At 71.6% G+C, this 21,444-nt stretch carries 16 protein-coding genes and 1 tRNA gene; 3 read left to right on the top strand and 14 right to left on the bottom strand.

Annotation, left to right across the window (positions count from 1 at the left end; genetic code table 11):
• Positions 1-3: 3 nt before the first annotated feature.
• Complete coding sequence (locus VF557_02950) at positions 4-1,902, bottom strand: hypothetical protein (protein HEX8079148.1); 1,899 nt, start codon at positions 1,900-1,902, stop codon at positions 4-6.
• A gap of 170 nt (positions 1,903-2,072) precedes the next feature.
• Between VF557_02950 and VF557_02945 the strand changes: the two genes are divergently transcribed.
• Together VF557_02945 and VF557_02940 are read left to right on the top strand one after the other, a co-directional pair.
• Positions 2,073-5,093, top strand: coding sequence for a glycosyltransferase family 4 protein (locus tag VF557_02945; protein HEX8079147.1), 3,021 nt, complete (start codon positions 2,073-2,075; stop codon positions 5,091-5,093).
• Entirely contained in the window at positions 5,090-6,181 is a 1,092-nt protein-coding gene (locus VF557_02940; GenBank protein HEX8079146.1) for a phytanoyl-CoA dioxygenase family protein, read from the top strand. Before VF557_02945 ends, VF557_02940 begins: the two co-directional genes overlap by 4 nt.
• On the opposite strand, the gene VF557_02935 is transcribed toward VF557_02940, so the two are convergent.
• From VF557_02935 to VF557_02875, 13 genes are all read right to left on the bottom strand, one after another.
• Positions 6,104-7,666 carry a polysaccharide pyruvyl transferase family protein gene (locus tag VF557_02935; GenBank protein HEX8079145.1) on the bottom strand — a complete coding sequence of 521 codons (1,563 nt, stop codon included), beginning with the start codon at positions 7,664-7,666 and terminating at the stop codon, positions 6,104-6,106. The genes VF557_02940 and VF557_02935 overlap by 78 nt on opposite strands.
• A 70-nt stretch (positions 7,667-7,736) precedes the next feature.
• The gene (locus VF557_02930; GenBank protein ID HEX8079144.1) at positions 7,737-8,441 is read right to left on the bottom strand and encodes an aspartate/glutamate racemase family protein; all 705 of its coding nucleotides are present in this window, start codon (positions 8,439-8,441) and stop codon (positions 7,737-7,739) included.
• Positions 8,438-9,784, bottom strand: a complete 1,347-nt coding sequence (locus VF557_02925; protein ID HEX8079143.1) for an FAD-dependent oxidoreductase — start codon at positions 9,782-9,784, stop codon at positions 8,438-8,440. Before VF557_02925 ends, VF557_02930 begins: the two co-directional genes overlap by 4 nt.
• Before the next feature lie 6 nt (positions 9,785-9,790).
• A complete protein-coding gene (locus VF557_02920) occupies positions 9,791-10,672 on the bottom strand; it encodes a family 3 encapsulin nanocompartment shell protein (GenBank protein HEX8079142.1) in 882 nt (293 codons plus the stop codon).
• A gap of 38 nt (positions 10,673-10,710) precedes the next feature.
• On the bottom strand, positions 10,711-11,553 hold the full coding sequence (locus VF557_02915) for a methyltransferase domain-containing protein (GenBank protein HEX8079141.1): 843 nt from the start codon (positions 11,551-11,553) through the stop codon (positions 10,711-10,713).
• 60 nt (positions 11,554-11,613) lie between these two features.
• Positions 11,614-12,444, bottom strand: a complete 831-nt coding sequence (locus tag VF557_02910; protein ID HEX8079140.1) for an SDR family oxidoreductase — start codon at positions 12,442-12,444, stop codon at positions 11,614-11,616.
• Entirely contained in the window at positions 12,428-13,453 is a 1,026-nt protein-coding gene (locus VF557_02905; protein HEX8079139.1) for a sulfotransferase, read from the bottom strand. Before VF557_02905 ends, VF557_02910 begins: the two co-directional genes overlap by 17 nt.
• Positions 13,454-14,620, bottom strand: a complete 1,167-nt coding sequence (locus VF557_02900) for an MFS transporter (GenBank protein ID HEX8079138.1) — start codon at positions 14,618-14,620, stop codon at positions 13,454-13,456.
• Positions 14,617-15,969 carry an aminotransferase class I/II-fold pyridoxal phosphate-dependent enzyme gene (locus tag VF557_02895; protein HEX8079137.1) on the bottom strand — a complete coding sequence of 451 codons (1,353 nt, stop codon included), beginning with the start codon at positions 15,967-15,969 and terminating at the stop codon, positions 14,617-14,619. Before VF557_02895 ends, VF557_02900 begins: the two co-directional genes overlap by 4 nt.
• 280 nt (positions 15,970-16,249) lie before the next feature.
• Entirely contained in the window at positions 16,250-16,915 is a 666-nt protein-coding gene (locus tag VF557_02890; GenBank protein HEX8079136.1) for an HAD family hydrolase, read from the bottom strand.
• Positions 16,916-17,005: 90 nt separating this feature from the next.
• Positions 17,006-18,790 (bottom strand): selenocysteine-specific translation elongation factor, encoded by a 1,785-nt coding sequence (selB, locus tag VF557_02885; GenBank protein HEX8079135.1) that lies wholly within the window; start codon positions 18,788-18,790, stop codon positions 17,006-17,008.
• Positions 18,790-20,232: an L-seryl-tRNA(Sec) selenium transferase gene (gene selA, locus VF557_02880; GenBank protein ID HEX8079134.1), complete on the bottom strand. Its 1,443-nt coding sequence runs from the start codon at positions 20,230-20,232 to the stop codon at positions 18,790-18,792. The genes selB and selA overlap by 1 nt, the downstream gene beginning before the upstream one ends.
• A 55-nt stretch (positions 20,233-20,287) precedes the next feature.
• Positions 20,288-20,380 (bottom strand) — tRNA-Sec (locus tag VF557_02875).
• A 39-nt stretch (positions 20,381-20,419) separates the two neighbouring features.
• Here VF557_02875 and selD point away from each other — a divergent pair.
• A complete protein-coding gene (selD, locus tag VF557_02870; protein HEX8079133.1) occupies positions 20,420-21,409 on the top strand; it encodes a selenide, water dikinase SelD in 990 nt (329 codons plus the stop codon).
• The last annotated feature ends 35 nt before the right edge of the window (positions 21,410-21,444 follow it).

Raw genomic sequence — 21,444 nt, 5'->3', positions numbered from 1 at the left:
TGGTCAGCCAGGCGCCAGCGGAATGGCGCTGAACCGGACCGAACCCGGCTCGGAGAAGGCCACCGTCGGGCAGGAGAAGTTCCCGAGATAGCCGGCCGGCCAGCCGGCCACCGCCGGCAGCTTGACGCTGAGCGGTCCACCGGCCAGCGCCCGGGGTAACCGGTAGGAGGCCTGGCCACAGCTCACCGTCAACGGGTGAAAGCTCTTGTCCGCCAAGCGGCCCAGCCTGACCAGCGGGCTGACCGCCCGGGGCGTGAACGACATCACCAGCAGCTGATCCGGGCCCACCTCGGGAACCTCGGTCCGGACCCCGCGCGCGAGCGTCCGGGCCGGCAGGGCGGTTGCCGGCCGGCACCGGTCACTCGACTTGCGCAGCAACAGCCAGCTCGGGTCCGACAGCTGCGCGCGGTAACCGCACAACTCCGCCAGGACGTAGCGCGGCGAGTCCCACAGCGGATTGCGCCCGTCGATCGAGCCGACCGCCGAGCGCAGGATCCGCTGGTCGGCGGGCGCGCGGTGGAGAGCATCGGCATTGCGCTGGTCCAGAACGGCGGTGTAGGCGGCGTAGGTCTGGAACACCGGAACCGGCCGCCAGTTCAGGTCATAGGCCCAGGCCAGCGAGGACTCGAACGAGTCCACCGCCACCGGGTGATCCGCCACCGCCGCCCTCAGCTGGTCTGACAGCAGGTACGCCTGGCGCGCCTGACGCTGCGCCTGGGCCAGGGTGGCCTTCTGGTACTCGGCGTCGACCACCACCTGGACCCGGTCGGCCCACGCCGCCATCGCTCGGGAAGGTTCGGCCGGCAGCCAGTCGCGCGCGGCCAGCAGCACGGTCACGGCGAGAACGGCCGCCCGGAACGCCGGATTTCCGGCCGAGCCTCCGGTCGATGTTCGGGCCGGCTTTCCGGCCGATCCTCCGGCCCAGCCTCCGGCTGGCTTTCCGGCGGCGGCGAGGAACCACGCCAGCACCGGCGCGGCGGTGAGGTAGAAGAACGCCTGCCGGCCCGGTTGGTGCCGTCCCCCCACCTCCTTGAAGCCCAGGTACAGCAGCAGCAGCGACACCAGCAGCACGCCGGCCGTGCCCGCAAACCCCTCGGCGCGCCAGGCCCGCACGAAGTATCCCGCGATCACGGCCACGACAGCGCCGAGCAGCAGGTAGGGCACCACGTTCGGCTTGTCCTCCAGGGCCATGGCCTCGGTGTAGCCGGCAGCGATCTGCACCGAGCCGGCGAACCAACCGGGATAGTCGGCCAGCGACTGGCCGGCCAGCAACCAGGCCAGCGCGGCGCCGAGCAGCCAGCTCAGGCCGGCCGCCACCGCCTGCCAGGCCTTGCGGCCGGGGCCGAAGGCGACGCACACCACGGCTATCGCGGTCAACACGACGCCGACCGAGAACTTGACCTGGGTCAGCAGTGCGGCCTCGACCGCGATCGCCGACGGCAGCCAACAGTGCCGGGCCGGCAGCCGGGCGGTGCCCAGGTAGTTCAACGCGAGAGCGCCGGTGGCCATCAGCAGCACCGCGCTCATGGTGTTGGCCTGCGCGATCAGCGCGACCAGTCCGGCGGCCGCGACGGCAGCCCGGTTCACCGTGGTGACCCGCCGGATCAGGTAGAAGAAGGCCAGCCACGCCACCCCCACGGCGAGGACCGCGAAGACCGTGCCGAGCACCAGGTTGGCCCGGCTGGTCGCGTGCGGATGGTCCAGGAAACCCCACGGGCCCAGGGTGAACACCAGGTCCGGTCCGAAGCTCAGCCCTTGCCCGGGCGCCAGGTTCAGCGCCGTCCGCCAGCTCGGGTCGAGCCCGGCCTCGGGCGTGATGGCGCCCATCGGCGCGACCAGGGCGACGCAGATCAGCAGCAGAACGGCCGGCACACCGGCCAACTCGCGAGCGGCAGACCCCAACGGACTGAGGACAAACCGCCCTGACCGTCCCACCGGAGCCGGCGCCGCGATGTTAAGTTGCGCCGTATCCGCGGTTCGCACGCTGGCAGACGATACCGCCCGCCCGCCTGCTGACAGCTGATGAACATCAACCGAATCGATTGAACAGTCAGTCGGGGGACGGGAGCGACGTGCACGCTGTCACCATCGCGGCTCGCAACTACCTGGCCATGGCCCGCACCCTGGCGCGCTCGTTCCTGGCGTGCAACCCTGGCTCGCGGTTCAGCGTGCTGGTGGTCGACGCGCTGCCCGGTGAGATTCCCGGCTCGGACGGCTTCGAGGTGATCACGCCGCACGAGCTCTGCCTGGACCCGGCCGAGTTCAACAGGATGGCGTTGCTGTACGACGTCACCGAGCTGTCCACCGCGCTCAAGCCCTGGGCACTGGAACTGCTGCTGGACCGCGGCGCCGACGTCGCGGTCTACCTGGACCCCGACATCTACGTCTACAGCGCGCTGGACGAGATCGAGCACGCCGCCCTGGACAGCGGCATCCTGCTCACCCCGCACACGGTCAGCCCGATGCGCCGGGACAGCCTGCGGCCCTCCGAGGCCGACATCATGGGCGCGGGGGTCTACAACCTGGGCTTCATCGCCGTCAACAAGGGCGCCCGCGCCATGCTGGGATGGTGGCAGGAGCGGCTACGCCGGGACTCCATCTCAGCGCCCGAGCAGATGCTCTTCACCGATCAGCGCTGGATCGACCTGGTGCCGGGCTACTTCGACCACGGCGTGCTCCGCGATCCGGGTTACAACGTCGCCTACTGGAACCTCGACAGCCGCCTGATCGAGTGGGACGGCGAGAGCTACCAGGTCAACTCCCGGCCGTTGCGATTCTTCCACTTCAGCGGCTACAGCCCGGAAACGCCGTGGATCCTGAGCAGGTACGTCGCCGACCGCCCTCGGGTGCTGCTGAGCGAGCACCCCACGGTGCGGCAGTTGTGCGATGAGTACGCGGCCGTCCTCAAGCACGAGGGTTTCGACCGGTCACTGGGGACGCCGTACCGCTTCGGCCGGCTCAACGACGGCACGGCGGTCAACTCGATGATGCGCCGCGCCTATCGCAGCGCGGTCGTCGAGGCCGAGCTGGCGGGCGAGCTGTACCCGCCGACGCCCTTCGACGGCGATGACGCCGACGTGCTGGCCTGGTTCAGCGCGCCGGTGGTCGAGGGCAGCTGGGTCAACCGGCTGGTGCAGAGCCTGTGGCAGAGCCGGTCGGACCTGCAACTGGCCTTTCCCGACCTCTTCGGCGCCGACCAGGCGCAGCTGCTGGCCTGGTGCCTGACCTCGGGCGTGCGCGAGGCGGGACTGTCGGCAGCGCTGCTGCCCACCGGGGCGCTGGCCGCGACCGACGCCCTGCCGGTCACCAGTTCTGACGTCCTCGGGGTGAACCTGGCCGGCTACTTCCGCACCGAGACCGGCGTCGGCCAGATCGGGCGGTTGCTCGCCGACGTGGTGCGGGCGACCGGATTGCCCTACGTCACCGTCACCAGCGCCCGGTCGTTGAGCCGCCAGCAGGCCAGCTTCATCGAAGAGGCCAGCGAGATCCGATACCCCATCACCATTGCCACGATCAACGCCGACCAATTCCCGCTGTGGGCGAACGAGGCGAGTTCGATGCTGGACGGGCGTTACACGATCGGCGTCTGGGCCTGGGAGGTCGAGGACTTCCCCGACAGCTTCGACACCGCCATCGGATTGGTCGATGAGATCTGGGCGATCTCCGAATTCGTCCGGGCCGCGATCGCCCGCAAGACCGACAAGCCGGTGCACGTGATCCCCTACCCGGTCCCGGAGCTGTCCCGGACCGCGGAGCTCGACCGGGCAGCCCTCGGCCTGCGGGAGCGGCCCTACCTGCTCTACATGTTCGACTATTTCAGCGTCTTTGAAAGGAAGAACCCGGTCGGCCTGGTCGAGGCGTTCACCGCGGCGTTCGCCGACGGCCAGGGTCCGGAGCTGGTTCTCAAGAGCGTGAACGGAGAGCGCTTCCGCAGCCAGCGCGAGCAACTGCTCAGCGCCTGCCGGGGGCGCTCGGACATCCACCTGATCGAGCACTACCTCGACGCCGACGTGGTCGAATCGCTGATCACCCACTGCGCTGCCTACGTCTCGCTGCACCGGGCCGAGGGCCTGGGGCTGACCATGTCGGAGGCGATGTCGGCGGGCCGGCCGGTGATCGCCACCGGTTACTCCGGAAACCTCGACTTCATGAACGAGGAGAACAGCCTGCTGGTCGGATACCAGCCGGTCGAGATCCCGGCCAGCGCGCGGCCCTACGGCCCGCCGACCCGATGGGCCGAACCGGACCTGGCCGAGGCGGCACGCCAGCTGCGCTGGGTGTTCGAGCACCCCGCCGAGGCGGCCCAACTGGGGCTGCGCGCCCAGGAAAGCATGCGCGCCAGTCACGACCTCGATCGCAGCGTCTCATTCGTGATGGGGCGGCTGACCCAGATCGAGCAGTCGCTCAATGCCGAGCGGTCAAATCTCGATCAGCCCGGGCACACCGCGCGTTCCGGAACCGCTGTGGAGTCCGGCGCGGCTGCGCAGTCCGCAACGGCGGCGGAGTCCGGCGCGGCTGCGCAGTCCGGCGCGGCGCTGGCCCTGCGAGCCTGCCACCAGCTGCTCGACACCCCGTTGGGGGCCGGCGCCCGGCCCGGTGGCCTCTCCCGGGCGTCCCGGTTCTTCCAGCGAGCTCTCAACCGGGTGCTGGCCCGCCACGACGAGCAGCTCAACCTCCGCCTCAACGCGATCCTGGACGCCACCGGCGCCGTGCACGAGCGCGCTGAACGCGAGATCGGCGCGGCGACCGAAAGCCTGCAGGAGCGCCTTCTCGAAGTACGCCGCACGGTCGCCCAGTTGCAGGCTGCCGCCGGTCAGCAGCACAGCGCCATCTCCGGGCTGCAGTCGCTGGTGACCAGCCTCGGCACGCACCATCAGGCCCTCACCGACCGCACCGACGTGCTGAGCACGATGGCTGCCGAGGCCGGAGCCGAGAGCACCGCGCAGACGTCCCGGCTGGACGCCCTGGGCGAGCTCGCCGACGGCGCCCGGCTCGATCTCGAAGGCCATCGCCGCCAACTGGTCGAGGTCGTCCAGCGCCTGGATGCGATCGCGGCGCAGTTGAGCCAGGCGCCCTCCCAGGAGGCCCGATGACCACCGCGCGGATCGACTCCGGACCGGCCCTGATCTCTGACGAGCGATGGGACCAGTACTTCCGGCAGGGCTTTCTGCACCTGGGCGCGCTGGTCGACGCCGACGAGCTGCAGCGGCTACGCGACCGGGTCGATGACCTGGCGCTCGGACGGGTGCTGAACCCGCGGGTGCAGGTGCAGGCCGACACCGGCGGCCGTTACGAGGACCTGCCGGACGTGACCGCGCAGGCCGCCGCCGGCACCCTGCGGTACCGCAAGGTGCAAGGCCTGGAGACCGACGAGCTGTTCCGCGCGGTGCTGCGTGGTCCGGTGCTCGCCGAGGTCGCCGAGCACCACTACGGGCGCCACACCTCGGCATCGCTGTTCCGGGCCATGGTGATGAACAAGCCTGCCGCCCAGGGCACCGTGCTGCCCTGGCATCAGGACGGCGGCGACGTCTGGGCGCTGGACCGTGATCCGCTGGTCACCATCTGGATGGCACTGGACGACGCGACGGCCGCCAACGGGTGCGTCGAGGTGATTCCGGGCAGCCACCGGCTCGGCCTGGTGAGCGCTCAGGGCAGCACGCTGAGCGACCAGGACGCGCAGCGGTTCTGCCCCGAGGACCAGGTGCGGCCGCTCGAGGTGCCGGCCGGGCACGCGGTGCTGATGCACAACTGGCTCATCCACCGTTCCGGCGTGAACCCGACGCCGACGCCACGGCGAGCCTTCACCGCCTGCTACCTGGACTCGCGGACCCGCAACATCCTTACCGGCCAGCACTTTCCGCTGATTCTCGGCTCCTCGACCGGGCCGTCACATCCCTACCTCGACCTGCTGCGCGAGGAGCACGCCGCTCAGCAGGCCAGCGCGAGGTCAGCAGCCGAGTACGCCCTGAGCCTGAAGGCGGAGAATGCCGTGCTGCAGGACTCGATCGCCTCGGCCACCGAGTACGCGCGCAGCCTGGAGGCCGAGGTCGCCCGGTTGCGAGCGCCGGGTCCGGCCGCGGCGCAGCCCGCCGGGGTGTCCGAACTATCGTCGGCTCTGGCCAAGGCGGGTCTGCAGCGCGGCCGCGTGCTGCTCCGCCGCTTCCGCTCGGCTGAGCAGTGACGCCGCGTACTGCTCGGCGATCTCGGCCCGGCGCAGCAGCGAACGCACGTAGGGCTCGTGCCGTTCGGCCTGTTCCTGCAACGACAACGCGTACCGCTCGGCCTCATCTGCCTGCTGCCTCAGCGCTGATCGCTCGCTGAGCGCGGCACTCAACTCGGCCTCGGACAGCTCGACGAAGCTCGGCAGGGCGGGCTCTAACCACTCCGGCCTGGTGACCTGATCCGGCGGCGTGAACTCGCCGCGGACCAGCCGCGTGACCAGCAGCCCGAGCCGGCCGCGCGCCTGCTCACCGGCGCCGGCCGGCAACCGCGCGGCCAGCCGACCGCGCTGCTCCCACAACTGCGCGGCGGCCGGCAGCAGTTGACCGGCGGCGGCGTCCTGGACCGACATCCGCCAGTCGGTCATGCCGAAGTGGCCGAGGGCGCCGATGCCCTTCATGGCGGTGTAATCGTCCTGATGCAGAAAGAGCATCGGCGTTCGGCAGCTGCCGGCGAACACCACCGGGTGGTAGCGGCTGCTGATCACCAGCTCGGCCCGGCGGCAGTACTCGATCGCCTCCGGCGCCGACGGCAGCGGCATGACGAGGGCCTTGCGGTCACTGCCCAGTTCGGCCAGCCGCGCGTCGAAGGCGGCGGCGACCCGGTGAGACGCGGCGACGTCGGCGACCGGCGCGCCACCGAGGTCACCGGCATGCGGAACCAGCACCACGCCGGCGCCGCAGGCGTGACTGAGCTCGGCCAGCTGGACCGCGAGGGCGGTCAACGCGAGGTCGCCGAGGTCGTTGAGGGTGACGGCGATGAACGGTGACCGCTCCTCATCCGCCTCGCCGATGCGGGACGGGGCATCAGCCGGCGGCGCATCGCGGCACAGCGCCACCGCGTCGTCTTCACCCAGCACGATCCGCTCGCTCGGCACGCCGAACAGCTGCGCCAGCGCGTAGGACCACCTCTCACGCACGCCCACCATCGCGGCGCCGGCGAGCAGCTCGGCGACCAGCGGGCGCACCTCGGGTCCGAACCGCGGCCCAATGCTCTGACCGGTGAGCACCACCGGCACGCCGAGCCGGCGGGCTAACCGGCTCAGCGCCACCCGCTCGCAGACCAGCGCCGGCCAGGACTGGCTGACGTTTCCACCGCCGGCGATGATCACCGCCGCGGCGCCGGGCACCAGCTGCCGGATCCGCTGGCCGGGGCCGGCCGCGGCCGGCGGCAAGGAGTCGAGCTCGGCCAGCAACGCGCTCCGGGCGGCCTCGTCGGCGCAGCGCTCGAAGCCGAAGGACGGCGCCGCCGGATGGCCGAACCGGTCGGCCGCACTGTCCGGGTTCGCCGACACCACCGTCCAGTCGGCGTCTATCCCGGCGTGCTCGGCCGCCGCCAGCAGCCCGAACAGCATCGCGTCGTCACCGACGTGGTACTCCGCCACGCTGCCCACGTCACCGACCACCAGCAACCGTGGTGGGCGGGGCTCTTGCGGATCGGTCGGCACGGGGGCAGCTTAGCCAGCGTCCACCGCTCTCTCTCCGATCGCCGCGATCAGCGACCGATCGCCGCAACAGCTAGCGGTAGGGGCGCCGGGTGAGGGTGGCGTGCACCATGTTGGTCAGCGTCACGATGTCGAAGACCGGCACTCCGAGCAGCCTCTGGATGTCGCTGGCGAACGGCACCAGATCGGTGCACTCGAGGAGTACCGCGCCGAGTGACTGGTCCCCGGCCAGCCGGCCGGCCACCGTCAGCACCTCGCCACGCATCCGCTCGACGTCCAGCTCGGCACGCCGGCCCTCCAGCATCACCTCGCGGAACTCCGGCTGATCCTCCATGCCGGCCACTCGGATCGGCACCGACTCGGCGCCGATCGCTGCCAGGTGCCGCGGGGTCAGCGAAGCCTGCTTGGCGGTCAGCACGCCCACGTGCTGGTCGGCGGCCATCATCCGGTGCACCATCGGCAGCTGCAGCAGGCTGGAGGAGAACAGCGGCACGCTCACCGCGTCGGCCAGCTGCTTCTGGAACAGCACCAGGAACCCGCACCCGGTGGTGATGGCCGCCGCGCCACGCGCCTGCAACTTCTGGGCGGCCAGGCAGAACGGCTCGATCAGGCTGGGGTCGGCCTGGGTCACCACCCGCTCGGCGGTGGCCCCTTCGACGACCTCGTAGATCACCGGGAACCCGAAGGTGTCCGGGTTGCGGATGTGGCCCGGGATCTTGGTGAAGATGGTCTCGAGGCCGATCACGCCGATCGGCGCCTCTGCGGGGATGGCGGTCATCGTGGTCCTCCAACGGGCTGGGCGGGCCGGGGTTTGGCAGGGCGGGGACGCAGCCAGGATGGAGGCGCGGTGTAACGGTCCAGCCGGAACGGCGCGAGGTCCATCGACGGCGGGCTGCCCCCGATCAGCTGGGCGATCAGCTGGCCGCCCACCGGAGTCAGGCCCATGCCGTTGTGGCCGTGGCCGGCGGCCACGATGAGGTTGTCATAGGCCGGCGCCCGGCCGATGAACGGCAGGCTGTCCGGGGTGCAGGGCCGCAGCCCGGTCCACACCTGCAGTGTCTCGGTGCTGCGCATGGCGGGCAGGTGGTCGTGCACGGTCCGCAGCACCCGCGCGACCCGCCGGCGCGAGATCGAGGTGTCCATGCCGGCCAGCACCATGTCACCTCCGTAGCGCAGCTGGTCGTTGAACGGCCGTACCGCGACCGTCCCCTCCACCAGCAACACCAGGCCGCGCGGGGCGTTGTCGGGCCTGCGCACCGTGATGGTGTAGCCCTTGACCGGCTGCAGCTCCAGGTCCACGTCCAGCTGCCGGGCGAGCGTGTCCGACCAGCTGCCCGCCGCCACCACGATCTCGCGGGGCCGGAACTCGCCGCGGTCGGTGCGCAGGCCCACGACCGCGCGCCCGGACACCTCGAAGCCGTCGACCGTGCAGTTCTCGACCAGGTCGACGCCCATCTCGGTCAGCGTCCGAGCCAGCGAAACGATGAAGTCGGGCACGCGCAGAAAGCCACCGCCCTCGTTGTACAGCGCGCCGGCGATGTCGAACTCGGTGTCCGGTTCCAGCGCCCGCAGCTCGTCCGGCTCCAGGACGCGCAGCCGCACCCCGGCGGCCACCGCCCGCGGCAGCGCCTGCCGGGCCCGCGCGAAGGCCTCAGCCGTCTTGTAGGCCTGCACCACGCCGGCCGCGGTGAAGTCGGGGTGCGGCAGGTCGCTGACCCGCAGCTCGTGCAGGATCTCCAAGCTGCGTCGCTTGAGCTCGGCCATCAGGCTCGCGCTGCGCTGGACCTGCTCCGGCCGGCCGGCCCGGTGCAGCTGCCACAGCCAGTGCAACCGCCGGCGGTCCAGGGTCGGCGGCAGCGCCAGCCGGTCGTCGGGCCGCAGCACCGAGAGCATCCCGTGGCGCAGCACGGCCGGGCCGGCCAGCGGAACACCGCCGTTGGCCACGAAACCAGTGTTGCCGTACGAGCAGGCCACCGGGTCGCCCACCGCGTCCCGGTCCAACACGGTGACGGTGTGCCCCGCCAGCCGCAGGAAGTACGCGCACCAGAGCCCGGCGGCGCCGCCCCCGATCACCAACACGTCCGGCTCGTGGGACGAGCCGGTCAGCGGCCGGTCAGGCACCGTCGCCTACAGGGTCACCAGGTAGAAGGTGAACGGCAGGTTCACCACCACCCGCTCGTAGATCTCGGCCTTCACCGCGATGCCGGGTCGGCTGAACGTCCCCGGCGGTGGCTCGGCGAACCGGATCGTCGACCGGCCGGCGTCGAAGAGCTCCGCGCCGTGGCCGAAGTCGCCGACCAGCGCGGTGCCCGGCTCGACCAGCCGGGTGCGGACGATGAACACCCCGTTGTTCTCCAGGGTGTCCATCAGTCGGCCGTCCTGGAGGTAGCGGTAGTAGTCCACCGGGTTGAGCACCAGGCCGTCGGCCGTGCAGCCCATCTGCTCGACCTCGTCACAGGCGGCCAGGATGGTCGAGGTGAAACCCGCCTTGGAGGTCAGCCGGGGGATCTCGGGCATGTTGAGCAGGCCGTGCTCGCCGCACAGGATGGTGTAGTTCTCGGCCGTGCCGAGCCGGATCACCAGCCGGTAGTTGATGAACGCCTCGAAGGCCGTCGGGTCCTCCCAGAGCCCGTCGGGCAGCTGCACCCACGCCGTGGTGGTCAGCAGCTCGGGGATCGGCGACATGTGGAAGTGGTTGGCCAGCTCGCGGCGCTCCTTGCCGTGCTGCACCTCGGGATCCTCGGGCCGCGCGGTGCTCTCGTGGTAGTAGAACTGCCTGCCCTCCGCCGACAGGTTGACGATCTTGAACATGTTGCGGGTCGGGTAGCGCGGCTTGCGCCGGGTACTGGTCAGCGAGTCGGTGATCGTGACGTCGAAGTCGACCGCGGCGTCCAGGCCGTCCTGCTGGTAGGCCTCGACGAACCGGGCGCCCGGTGACATCTGCTTCTTGCGTTCGGCGACCACCTCGGCGAGCGTGCGCTTGACCTCGGTCGTACCAGACAGTGACATGTCAGCCTTTCAGTCGCGAGGGATGTCCGGGCCCGGCGTCAGCCGGCGTTGACCGGCTTGCGGGCGACGAAGATGCCCCAGCCGAACTCACCGCGGTCGATCGCCAGCTCGATCTCACCACAGGACTCGGCGAAGGCCAGCATCCAGTCCCGGGCTGCCGGATCCTCGGTCTCGGCCGCCCGCTCGGTCGCGCTCTTGCCGATCACCCGGTAGGTCTGGCGGATCTGCGGTTCCAGGTTGCGGGCGTGGGTCACCACGAAGCCGGCCTGCTCCAGCGCCTGCTGGTAGCCCAGGTAGGAGAAGCCGTTGTTCCAGCGGACCCGGTCATAGACGTGCTTGCGGCCACGCTCGCTGATGTCGGGCTTGGGCTGCAGGAAGTCGGAGAACGCGAAGACGCCGCCGGGCCGCAGCACCCGGAACACCTCGGAATGGGTCTTCTGCTTGTCCGGGATCAGGCACAGCGAGTCCTGGCTGACCACGTGGGTGAAGGTGTTGTCCTCGTAGGGCATGGCGGTGGCCGAGCCGTGGGTGAAGTTGACGTTGAGCCCCTGGTGCTCACCGGTCAGCAACTGCCGGGCGAAATTGATCCGCTCGATGGACAGGTCCAGGCCCTCGCCGCGGCAGTTGAACCGCTCGGCCAGGTAGATGAGGAACGGCCCGCAGCCGCAACCGACGTCGAGCACGTAGGACGAGGCGTTGATGCCGGCCTCGGTGGCCACCACGTCCGAGGTGCGTTCAGCCGCCGCCTTGTAGTCGTGGTCGTCCTCGCCGGTGAAGTAGCCGGTGTGCAGCACGCCCGAGCTGTCCCAGAAGTTGAGGTAGGTCTGGGTGGTCTGGTCGAAAAAGCTCTCGACATCCTGCTCGGTGAAGGACTGGGTCATGGTCTTCCTCTCCTGGAGCGTGCGTGTTCGCGGTGGTCGGTTCCCGGGGGCGAAGCCGGCTTAGGTGAAGGTGTCCGGGGCGGTTCCGGTCAGGTGTGGCAGGTTCGGGCCGAGGACGCCGGCCCCGCCGTCGATCAGCTGGACGGTTCCGGTGACGAATGAGGCACGCTCGCTGGCCAGGAACGCGGCGACTGCCCCGACCTCCTCCGGACGTGCCAGCCGGCCGAGTGCGCAGTGCGCTCCGATCGCCGCAAGCCTGGCCTCGACGTCGCCGCCCTCGCCGGCCAATCTGGCCGCGGCCCGCTCGATCGGGGGGGTGCGCACGGTGCCCGGCGCCAGCACGTTGACGGTGATCGCCTCGCGGCCGAGGTCAGCTGCCAGCCCCTGGGCCAAGCGCGTGATCGCGGCCCGGGTGACCCCGGACAGGGCCAGCGGTCCGATCGGCACCGCGGCGGTCTCGGACGCGACGAACAGCAGCCGTCCCCAGCCCGCGGCCCGCAGGTGCGGCAGCGCGGCCAGCGCGACGACGACCGCCGGGTAGAGCACCTGCTCCACGGCGGCCTGGTAGTCGGCGACGTCGAACCCCGAGGCCGGGCCGATCGGCGGGCTGCCGCCGCTGACCAGCACGATGTGCAGCGCCCCGAACTCGGCGGCCACCCCATCCACCCACCGCTGAGCGGCCCCGGAGTCGGTCACGTCCAGGCTGGTGCCGGTGATCCGGCCGCGAGCCCCCTCTTGCAGGTCGGCGACAGCCGCCTTCAGCTTCTCCGGATCCCGCGCCCCGATCGCCACGTGCGCGCCTTCGCGGGCCAGTTCGGCGGCCACCGCCAGGCCGATCCCGCTGGAACCGCCGACGACCAGCGCGACCCTGCCCTCAAGACCCAGATCCACTGGTCCCATCCTTCCAAGCCGGCTCGGTCGACGCTGCTGGAGCGGTCATAGGCCGTGTCGGCCGAGCTGGCACGCGCAGGCCACCGGTGGCGCGGTAGCCGTAGCGCCAGGCCATCGGCCAGGCCACCACCATAGTGGCGAGCCGGGCCGGCAGGGGCAGGCCGGTGCGCCAGGAGTCGTCACGGGGGCGGATCACCGTCTCGCCGATGCGGAACCGGTCCGGGTTGCCGGTCGTGGTGTGGTTGGTGTGCAACGAGACCGCCTGCCCGCGCACCGGGTTGCCGGCCGGGTCGGCATCACACATCCGCAGCAGGGTGTCCACGACGCCGGCCGGGTCGGCTATGAAGTCCTCGTAGCGCAGCAGCATCGACTGCTTGGGATAGCGGCGCAGGATGGCCCGGGAGGCGATGTTGAAAGCGCGCCAATAGGCGGTGTTCTTGCCTGCCGACATCGTGTAGACGTAGTCCTTCGGTGTCCGCCAGGAGTTGGACACCGCCATCGGGTCACGGACCAGGTGCACGAACACCGTCCGGATGCCGGGCAGCCGCGGTAGCAGGGATGCCTCACCCGGGATCTTGGTGGTGTCCACCAACACCTGAGAACCGGTCCGCTCGGCCACCGTCCGGTAAACGGCTGTCATCAACTCGGCGTGCTCCTTGAGGTCGGCGGAGTCGATGCCGTTGCGCATGACCCGCCAGGTGTGCCTGGTGCGCACCACCGCCCGCTGACGCCGGATCACGTTCCTGGCGTGCTCGGCCGGCGAGACTCCTGCCGGGCGGCCGACCGGCAGGATCTCCGACCAGATCGGGCACTCGGTCAGCGTGGCGCCGCAGCCGCACAGATTGTTCACTCCGAGGCCGGCGGAGTTCTTCCAGAGGAAGTGAATCTCACCGACATGGAAGAAGCCGGGCACCTCGTTGAGGATGTTGCCGATGATGGTGCTGCCGTTGCGGCACCATCCGGTGATGCACAGAACAGTGATCTCCGGTTCTTCCACTGGCTGTCCCATCTATGCCGCCGTCACCGGCTGATCGCTCGGATCGGCGATCAGCAGGGCCATCAGCGCGGCCACCACGGCGCAGCAGGCGCCGACCACGAAGACAGCCTCGTACCCCAGGGCGCCGGCGATCACACCGCCCAGGGGACCCCAGACTGCCAGGCCCAGATCCCAGAACGAGGTATAGGCCCCCAGTGCCGCGCCCTGCTGGCTCTTGTCGGTGCGGTTCATCACCATCAACGCCAGCGACGGGTGCAGCAGCGAGAACCCGACGCCCATCACCACGCTGCCCACGATGGCGATCGCCAGGTTCGGGGCGACGGCGATGATCAGCAGGCCCACCGCCTCGCAGACCCCGCACACGGTGGCCACCCGGCGCGGGCCGTACTTGTCGGGCAACCGCCCGATGAACAGCCGGGTGCCGGCGTAGACCAGGCTGAAGCAGCTGAGCACCACCACTCCGGAGTCGGTGCCGCGATCCTGCATGTGCAGCACCACGAAGGCGGCCAGCGCGGCGTAGCCACCGGCGGCCAGCGCCAGCGCCAGCCCCGGCGTCATGGCCGGGCGCAGCATCAACCCGGTCTTCTTGCGCGGGCCGGGCGAGCGGGCCGGCGACGGCGCCGAGCTGATCAGCGCCAGCCCCACCAGCGGCGCGAGGGTGCAGAGCGCCCAGACCGCCTCGTAGCTGATGTTGTGCAGCACCGCGCCGAGGAACGTGCCGGCCGAGATGCCGCCCCACATGCTCACGCCGTAGAGCCCGATCAGCTGGGCGCGCCGGTCGTGCGGCGCGAGCGAGACCACCCAGACCGCGCCGGCGGTGAACAGCGCGGCTTCGCCGACGCCGAGCATCAGCCGGTTGGCCACCAGGCCGGCCAGCCCGATCGGCAGGAAGTAGGCCACGCCGCCGAGCGCGACGAGCACCGCTCCGACCTGCATCACCAGCCGGTTGCCGCGGTAATCGGCCTGCCCGCCGGCCAGCGGCCGGATCAGCAGCGCGGTGAGCGCCGTGGCGGTGATGATCAGTCCGACCAGAAAGTCCGAGGCGTCATAGCGGTCCCGGACGAAGCCGGGCAGCACCGGAATGGCGGCCGTCAGGCCGAGGTAGCCGAAGAACAGGCCGCCGAAAGGGCCGACCAGCGCCCTGCGGGAGAGCGCGCCGGTCTCTGCGACTGCGGTCATCGCGAAGCGTGCTCCGCTCGGCCAGCCGAGCCGTGCTGACGCAGGGCTCGCGCCACCTTCTTGACCGCGGTGATCAGGTGATCGCAGTCCTCGGAGCTGAGCGTGGAGGACAGCGCCACGTCGACCGCCTCCTGCAGGTAACCGGTGGTGACCGGCAGCTGGGCCTGGATCTCGGGAACCTCGGCGCCGCCGAACAGGAACCGCCAGTTCCAGAACGCCCGGACGTTGGTGTCGCGGGACGAGCCGAGGTTGCGCGCGTCGACCCCCTCGGCGCAGAGCGCGTCGGCGAACCACTGGGCCGTGCTGTCGGCCGCAGCGCTTCCGGCGCCGCCGCCGGGCACCCGGAAGATGAACGCCTCGCCGAGGTAGGCGCCGGGCGCGATCGGCTGGCGGAGTTCGATGCCCTCGACGTCGGCCAGCGCGGTGGCGACGTAGGAGTAGTTGCGGTGGAAGCAGGCCAGCCGCTGCGGCAGGCGCACCAGCTCCGAGCGCAGCAGGGCGGCGCGGATCTCATCCATCCGCAGGCTGAGCAGCGGCAGGTCCAGGTCGGTGTCCAGCGGCGGCGGGCTGTCGTCGAAGTGCCGCACGACCCGGCCCTCGTAGGCGCCGGCGAGCACCACCGCACGGGCGTACAGCGCGCTGTCATTGGTGAGCAGGAAGCCACCCTCGCCGGAGTTCAGCGACTTGTCCGACTGGGTGCTGAAGCCGCCGGCCAGGCCGAAGGTGCCCAGCTTGCGGCCGTGCAACTCGGCGCCGAGGGCGGGCACCGCGTCCTCGAACAGCGGCACCCCCATCTCGGCGGCGAAGGCGGTCAGCGCCTGGGCGTCGGAGGCGAAACCGCGCATGTGCACGACCATGATGGCCTTGATCTCCGGAGTCCACCGGCGGCGCAGGTCGTCCAGGTCCATGTGCAGATCCTGGGTGACCTCGACCAGCAGCGGCCGGCAGCCGGCCATCAGGATGGCGCTCGGAGTGGCCACGAACGTGAAGCCCGGACACGCGATCAGCGAGCCGGGCTTGATTCCGGCGGCCATGATGGCCAGCGCCAGCGCGGCGGTTCCGCTGGTGACTGCGAGGCTGTGCTGAACGCCGAAGTAGTCACAGAGCTCGCGCTCGAACTGCCCGCATTCGGTTTCGGCGTAGGGCCGGTAGTCGTAGCGGAAGAACAGGTGACTACGAACCGCGCGGATCACGGCCTCCTCGTCCTCGGGCTGGACGAAGACCGCGCCCTTGTCATAGGTCGGCCACGGCGCGGTCCGGACCGGCGTGCCGCCGTCGATCGCGAGCGTGGCATCGTCTGGATCCCGGGGGCCAACGGTGCTGGTGACGAGATCCTCGTTGACGGTCAACGTACGTGCTCCTTCGCGGGTCGGTCATTCCTGATCGGCGAACGTCCTGTTGATGGCGGTCCGCCCACCCGACCTGCGGTGATCGGGCGCAAGGGACGTGCGGTGCCTAGGGATCGGCTTGACCTGCCCGGTGGAAGAACTCGCCCTGACCTTCCCCCAAAACATCCGTGCCGCACGAAAGATCACCTGCCGTGTAGGTCATGATTATGAACAAATCACCGCCGGTCAATGTCCGTCTATAACCTTGTGTCTACCTCAGGTCGCAGTCACTGCGCTCGGGTCAGTTTAAATCGAGCGGGCTGCCGGCGAAATGGGCCAGCAGGTCGGCCGGATCGCGGAAGGTCCGCACCGCGCCGGCTTCGGTGAGCTCGGCGGCGCTGGTGCCGCCGCATTCCAGCCCGACACATCGCAGCCCAACCTTGGCGCAGGCCTGCACGTCCCAGACCGCGTCGCCGACGAAGACGGCGTTCTCCGGCCGGAGTCCGCCCTTGTCCAGAGCCACCAGGATGATGTCCGGATCGGGTTTGCTGCTGTCGGCGTCGGCTGAGCCGGTGATCGCGTCGACCGCGTCGCCGAGGTCCAGAACCCTGGTCAGGACGTCGACCTCGGCGCTGTTGGCCGAACTGGCCAGCACGGTGACCAGGCCCGCCTGATGGCAGTGCCGCACCAGCTCACGCGCGCCGGGCAGCAGCCGCAGGGCCGGCCAGTGGGCCGAGTACAGGGCGTCGTGGCTGAGCGTGAGCTGCTGTGCCTGGTCATCGGCGGCGCCGTCGGTCACCTCGTGCACCAGGTAGTCCCCGCCCATGCCGATCGCCCGGTGGATCCGAGCCATCGAGACATCCATCCCGGCCTGCCGGAAGGCCTGCCACCAGCTCACGGTGTGCAGGTAGCTGGTGTCGACCAGGGTGCCGTCGAGATCGAACAGGACTCCACGCCGGACGCTCATGATCAGTTCCTTGTCTGCGATGCCCGACACCGGCTCTGCTGGCAGGGCGTGTTCCGGGACTTCTTCCCGCCGACTTCCATCCTGCCTGGATCAGGCGCGCACGGCACGGCGGGCGCCGTCGACCCGGACGGTCAGGCCGGCGGCGTCCAGGTGCTCCAACAACGGCAGGGCGACCCGCCGGGTGGTGCCCAGTGCCTGCCGGGCCTGGCTGGCGGTGAACGGCTGCGGCAACGCCCGCACCAGCGCCACCGCGCGCTGTACGGCGTCCGGGGCCACCACCAGGTCCGGAGCCAGCCGCAGCACCCGGCCGGCGCGGGCGGCGGCGGCCAGGTCCTTCACCCCGAGCCCGAGCTCGGACAGCTCGCTGCGTTCGGGGGCGTCGAAGGGATTCTTGGCCAGCCGCTCGTCGACCAGCCGCAGCGAGCGCTCGGCCGCTGCGGCGGGAGCGGGGGTTGCCCCTGGCCGGCCGATCCGCCCGCCAGCGGCGTGCAGTTCCAGGCCGGCGGCGAGTTCGGCCAGCAGGCTGGGCTCGGGCAGCCCTACTGCCTGCCGGGCAGCCTCCTCGCTGATCCAGGGCTGCAGCGGCTCGGCCGCGGCGTGCCGGTCGACCGCGGCCAGCAGGGCGTCCTGCCAGCGCCGCCAGGTGTCGGAATCGATCAGCCAGTCCCCGCGGGTCAGCACGCCGTCGGTGCCGGTCACCGGCACCCCGAGCGCGACCAAGGTGGCTCGACTGACCGCGCCTCGCCGCCTGACCTGGCCCGCCAGCCCGGCAGCCGTGCCGTCGGCCAGCTCGGCTGCCCGGGCCCGGGCCGCGCCGCGCTTGGTCAGCGCGGGAGGGTCCGCGTCGAGCACCCGCACCCCGGCCGTGATGCTCTGCTGCCCCGGGTCACGCAGCACCGCCCGGTCACCGGCCTGCACCGGGATGGGCCGGGCCAGGCTCAGCCGGGCGGTGGTCATGCCCTCGGCGCTTGCGGCGCCGAACAACCGCAAGCGGACCGGGATCGACGCCGAGCCGATGTGCAGCACCTGCCGGCTTTGCGGCTCCGCCAGCAACGGCTCCAGCGCCACATCCAGGCAGTCGCTGGACCACCAGGCACCGGGGGTGAGCAGGCAGTCCCCGCGCCCGACCTCGCGCCGCTGCACCGATCGCAGGTTCACCGCCACCCGGGCCACCGCCTGGGCCTGCTCGACCCGGCCGGCCAGTTGCTGCAGGCCCCGCACCACCACCGGACGGCCGCCCAGCTCCAGCTCGTCACCGACCGCGATGCGGCCCGCGCCCAGGGTGCCGGTGACGACGGTGCCGCTGCCCTTGACGGTGAAGGCCCGGTCGACCCACAGCCGCACCCGCTCGTCCAGGGCCGGCGCCGGCAGGCCGCTGACCAGCTGCTGCAGCGCGTGGCGCAACTGATCGAGGCCGGCGCCGGTCTCGCCCGAGACCGCCAGCGCCGGCGGGTGGCCCAGGCTGGACCGGGCGACGCGCTCGCGGGCGTCGGCCAGCACGGCCGCCGTCCGGTCCGGGGGAGCCAGGTCGCTGCGGGTGACCGCGATCAGGCCGTGCCGGATTCCCAGCGCGTCGATCGCGTCCAGGTGCTCGGAGGTCTGCCGGCGCCAGCCCTCATCGGCGGCGATCACCAGCAGCACGGCCGGCGCCGGGCCCACCCCGGCCAGCATGTTGGTGACGAACCGCTGATGACCGGGGACGTCGACGAAGGCCAGCTGCTCGCCGGAGGCCAGCGTCGTCCAGGCGTAGCCCAGGTCGATGGTCATGCCGCGGCGGCGCTCCTCGGCCCACCGGTCGGGCTCCATGCCGGTCAGCGCCCGTACCAGCCGCGACTTGCCGTGGTCGACGTGGCCGGCGGTGGCGATGACCCGCATCAGCGTCCGGCCGAGCCGGCGTCCGAGGCCGAGCCGGTGCCCGCTGCCGAGGCCGAGCCGGCGGCCGAGGCCGAGCCGGCGCCCGAGCCGGCGCCCGCGGCCGAGGCTGCGACGGACCGGACGGCGGCGATCAGCGCGGCCTCCTCGGCCTCCTCGACGCAGCGCAGGTCGAGCAGGCAGCGGCCGTGCTCGAGCCTGCCGATCACGGGCGGCTCAGCGGCGCGCAGCGCCTGGGCATAGCTCTCGGGCAGCGCCACCGCCCAGCCCGGCAGCCGCAGGCCGGGGGCGCCACCGCCGCCGACCGCGCCGGCGCTGGGCACCACCTCGATCGTCGGAGCGGCCCCGTCGAGGCCGGCCGCGGCGCCGTCCAGACCGGCCGCGGCGCCATCGCCTCGCAGCGCGGCGGCCACCCGCTCGCACCGCTGGCGCAGCTGGTCCGGGTCGGCGTGCAGGTAGCGGTGGGTCGGGGTGGCCGGGCCGTGCACGCTGGCCTCCAGCGCGGCCAGCGTCAGCTTGTCCACCCGCAGCGCGCGGGCCAGCGGATGCCGGCGTAGCTGCTCCACCAGGTCGGCCCGGCCGAAGATCAGGCCGGCCTGCGGACCGCCGAGCAGCTTGTCACCGCTGCAGGTCACCAGGCCGGCCCCGGCCAGCAGGCTGCTGGTCACGTCCGGCTCGTCGGGAAGCAGCGGGTCCGGCCGCAGCAGGCCGCTGCCGATGTCGGCGATCACCGGCGCCGGCAGGGTGGCCAGCTCGGCGATGCCGGCGCCGGCGGTGAAGCCGACGATGGAGAAGTTGCTGGGGTGGACCTTGAGCAGGCAGCCGGTCCGCGGGCCGACGGCATCGGCGTAGTCGGCCAGGCTGGTGCGGTTGGTGGTGCCCACCTCACGGATCCGCGCGCCGGTGGACTCGATGAGCTCGGGCAGCCGAAAGCCGTCCCCGATCTCGACCAGCTCACCGCGGCTGATCACCACCTCGCGGCCGCCGGCCAGCGCGGTGACCGCCAGCAGCAGGGCGGCCGCGCCGTTGTTGACCACCAGCACCGCCTCGGCGGCCGGCACTGCCTGGGCCAGCGCGGCCAGCGCACCCCGGCCGCGGCGGGCCCGCCGCCCGCTCGCCAGGTCGAACTCGACGTCGAGGTAGCCGGCTGCCCGCTGCACCGCCTGCGCCGCCGGCTCGGACAGCCGGGCCCGGCCGAGGTTGGTGTGCAGCACCACTCCGGTCGCGTTCAGCACCCGGTTCAGCGAGGTGGCCGCGGCCGGCAGCCGGGCCAGCACGGCCGACACTGCCTCGTCCGGCGCCAGCTCGCCCTGCCGGATCAGCTGCTGCACCGCGACGACGGTCGCCTTGAGCCGGGCGCCGCCGAGCCGGCCGGCCGCCTCGGCCAGCCGCGGGTCGGCAAGCAGCGCGTCGGTGCGCGGCACCTGGCGGCGCGGATCGGTCACCGGCGCGCTCCTTTCCGACTGGCGGCTGGCCTTGCGTGCGTGCTCTGGCGCGTAGCGGAGGCGGACGGGAATCGAACTCGCCAAGCCGAGGTACTCGACTTCACCGGTTTTGAAGACCGGGGTGCCCACCAGGAACACGTACGCCTCCGCCCGTCACGCTAGCGCTGAGGTGATTAGCCTCGACAGGGTGATCACCGCGGGCCACCGACTGACCCAGTACGCCCACGGCGGCGGCTGCGCCTGCAAGATCCCGCCGGGCGAGCTGGAAGCGATCGTGGCCGGCCTGATCGGGCCGGGCTCGGCAGGGTTGCTGGTGGGCCTGGACGACGGTGACGACGCCGCGGTGGTGCGCATCGATGGCGACACCGCCGTGCTGAGCACCGCCGACTTCTTCACCCCGGTGGTCGATGACGCCTATGACTTCGGCCGGATCGCCGCCGCGAACGCGCTGTCGGATGTCTATGCGATGGGCGGGCGGCCGGTGCTGGCGATCAACCTGGTCGGCTGGCCGCGGGACCTGCTGCCGACCGAGTTGCTGCGTGAGGTGCTGCGCGGCGGCCTGGACATCGCCACCGAGGCCGGCTGCCCGGTCGCCGGCGGGCACAGCATCGACGATCCGGAGCCCAAGTACGGCATGGCGGTCACCGGCCTGGCGCACCCGGACCGGTTGCTGCGCAACGACGCCGCCCGGGCCGGCCAGGCCATCACGCTCACCAAGCCGCTCGGGGTGGGCGTGCTGAACAACCGGCACAAGGCCACCGGCGAGGTGTTCGAGCAGGCGATCGCGTCGATGGTCACGCTCAACCGGGAGGCCTGCGCCGCCGCGCTGGAGGCCGGACTGCGCGCTGCCACCGACGTGACCGGCTTCGGCCTGCTCGGCCACCTCTACAAGATGGCCCGGGCCTCCGGGGTCACCGCGGTGATCGACGCCGCCGCCGTCCCCTACCTCGACGGCGCCCGGCAGGCCTTGGCCGACGGCTTCGTCAGCGGCGGCACCCGCCGCAATCTGGACTGGGTCCGGCCGAACCTGGAGTCAGGCGTCGATGAGGACGAGTTGCTGCTGCTGGCCGACGCCCAGACCAGCGGCGGCCTGCTGCTGGCCGGCGAGATCGCGACCGGCGGCGTCGTGATCGGCGAGTTCATCCCCCGCCGAGATGCGGTCATTCAGGTCCGCTGACCAACCATGCTGACGCGTTGTGCGGCGATTCTCGG

The sequence above is a fragment of the Jatrophihabitans sp. genome (genome assembly GCA_036389035.1).
GTDB lineage: Bacteria > Actinomycetota > Actinomycetes > Mycobacteriales > Jatrophihabitantaceae > Jatrophihabitans_A.
The sequence above is the reverse complement of the archived record's forward strand: the minus strand, read 5'-3'. Positions and strand labels throughout refer to the sequence as shown.

Bases quoted from the DNA above. Each gene is read 5' to 3' on its own strand.
- selB (HEX8079135.1), bottom strand. From the start codon at position 18,790: ATGCGGGTCATCGCCACCGCCGGCCACGTCGACCACGGCAAGTCGCGG.
- VF557_02920 (HEX8079142.1), bottom strand. From the start codon at position 10,672: ATGTCACTGTCTGGTACGACCGAGGTCAAGCGCACGCTCGCCGAGGTG.
- VF557_02930 (HEX8079144.1), bottom strand. From the start codon at position 8,441: ATGACCGCCATCCCCGCAGAGGCGCCGATCGGCGTGATCGGCCTCGAG.
- VF557_02890 (HEX8079136.1), bottom strand. From the start codon at position 16,915: ATGAGCGTCCGGCGTGGAGTCCTGTTCGATCTCGACGGCACCCTGGTC.
- VF557_02900 (HEX8079138.1), bottom strand. From the start codon at position 14,620: ATGACCGCAGTCGCAGAGACCGGCGCGCTCTCCCGCAGGGCGCTGGTC.
- VF557_02915 (HEX8079141.1), bottom strand. From the start codon at position 11,553: ATGACCCAGTCCTTCACCGAGCAGGATGTCGAGAGCTTTTTCGACCAG.
- VF557_02905 (HEX8079139.1), bottom strand. From the start codon at position 13,453: ATGGGACAGCCAGTGGAAGAACCGGAGATCACTGTTCTGTGCATCACC.
- VF557_02940 (HEX8079146.1), top strand. From the start codon at position 5,090: ATGACCACCGCGCGGATCGACTCCGGACCGGCCCTGATCTCTGACGAG.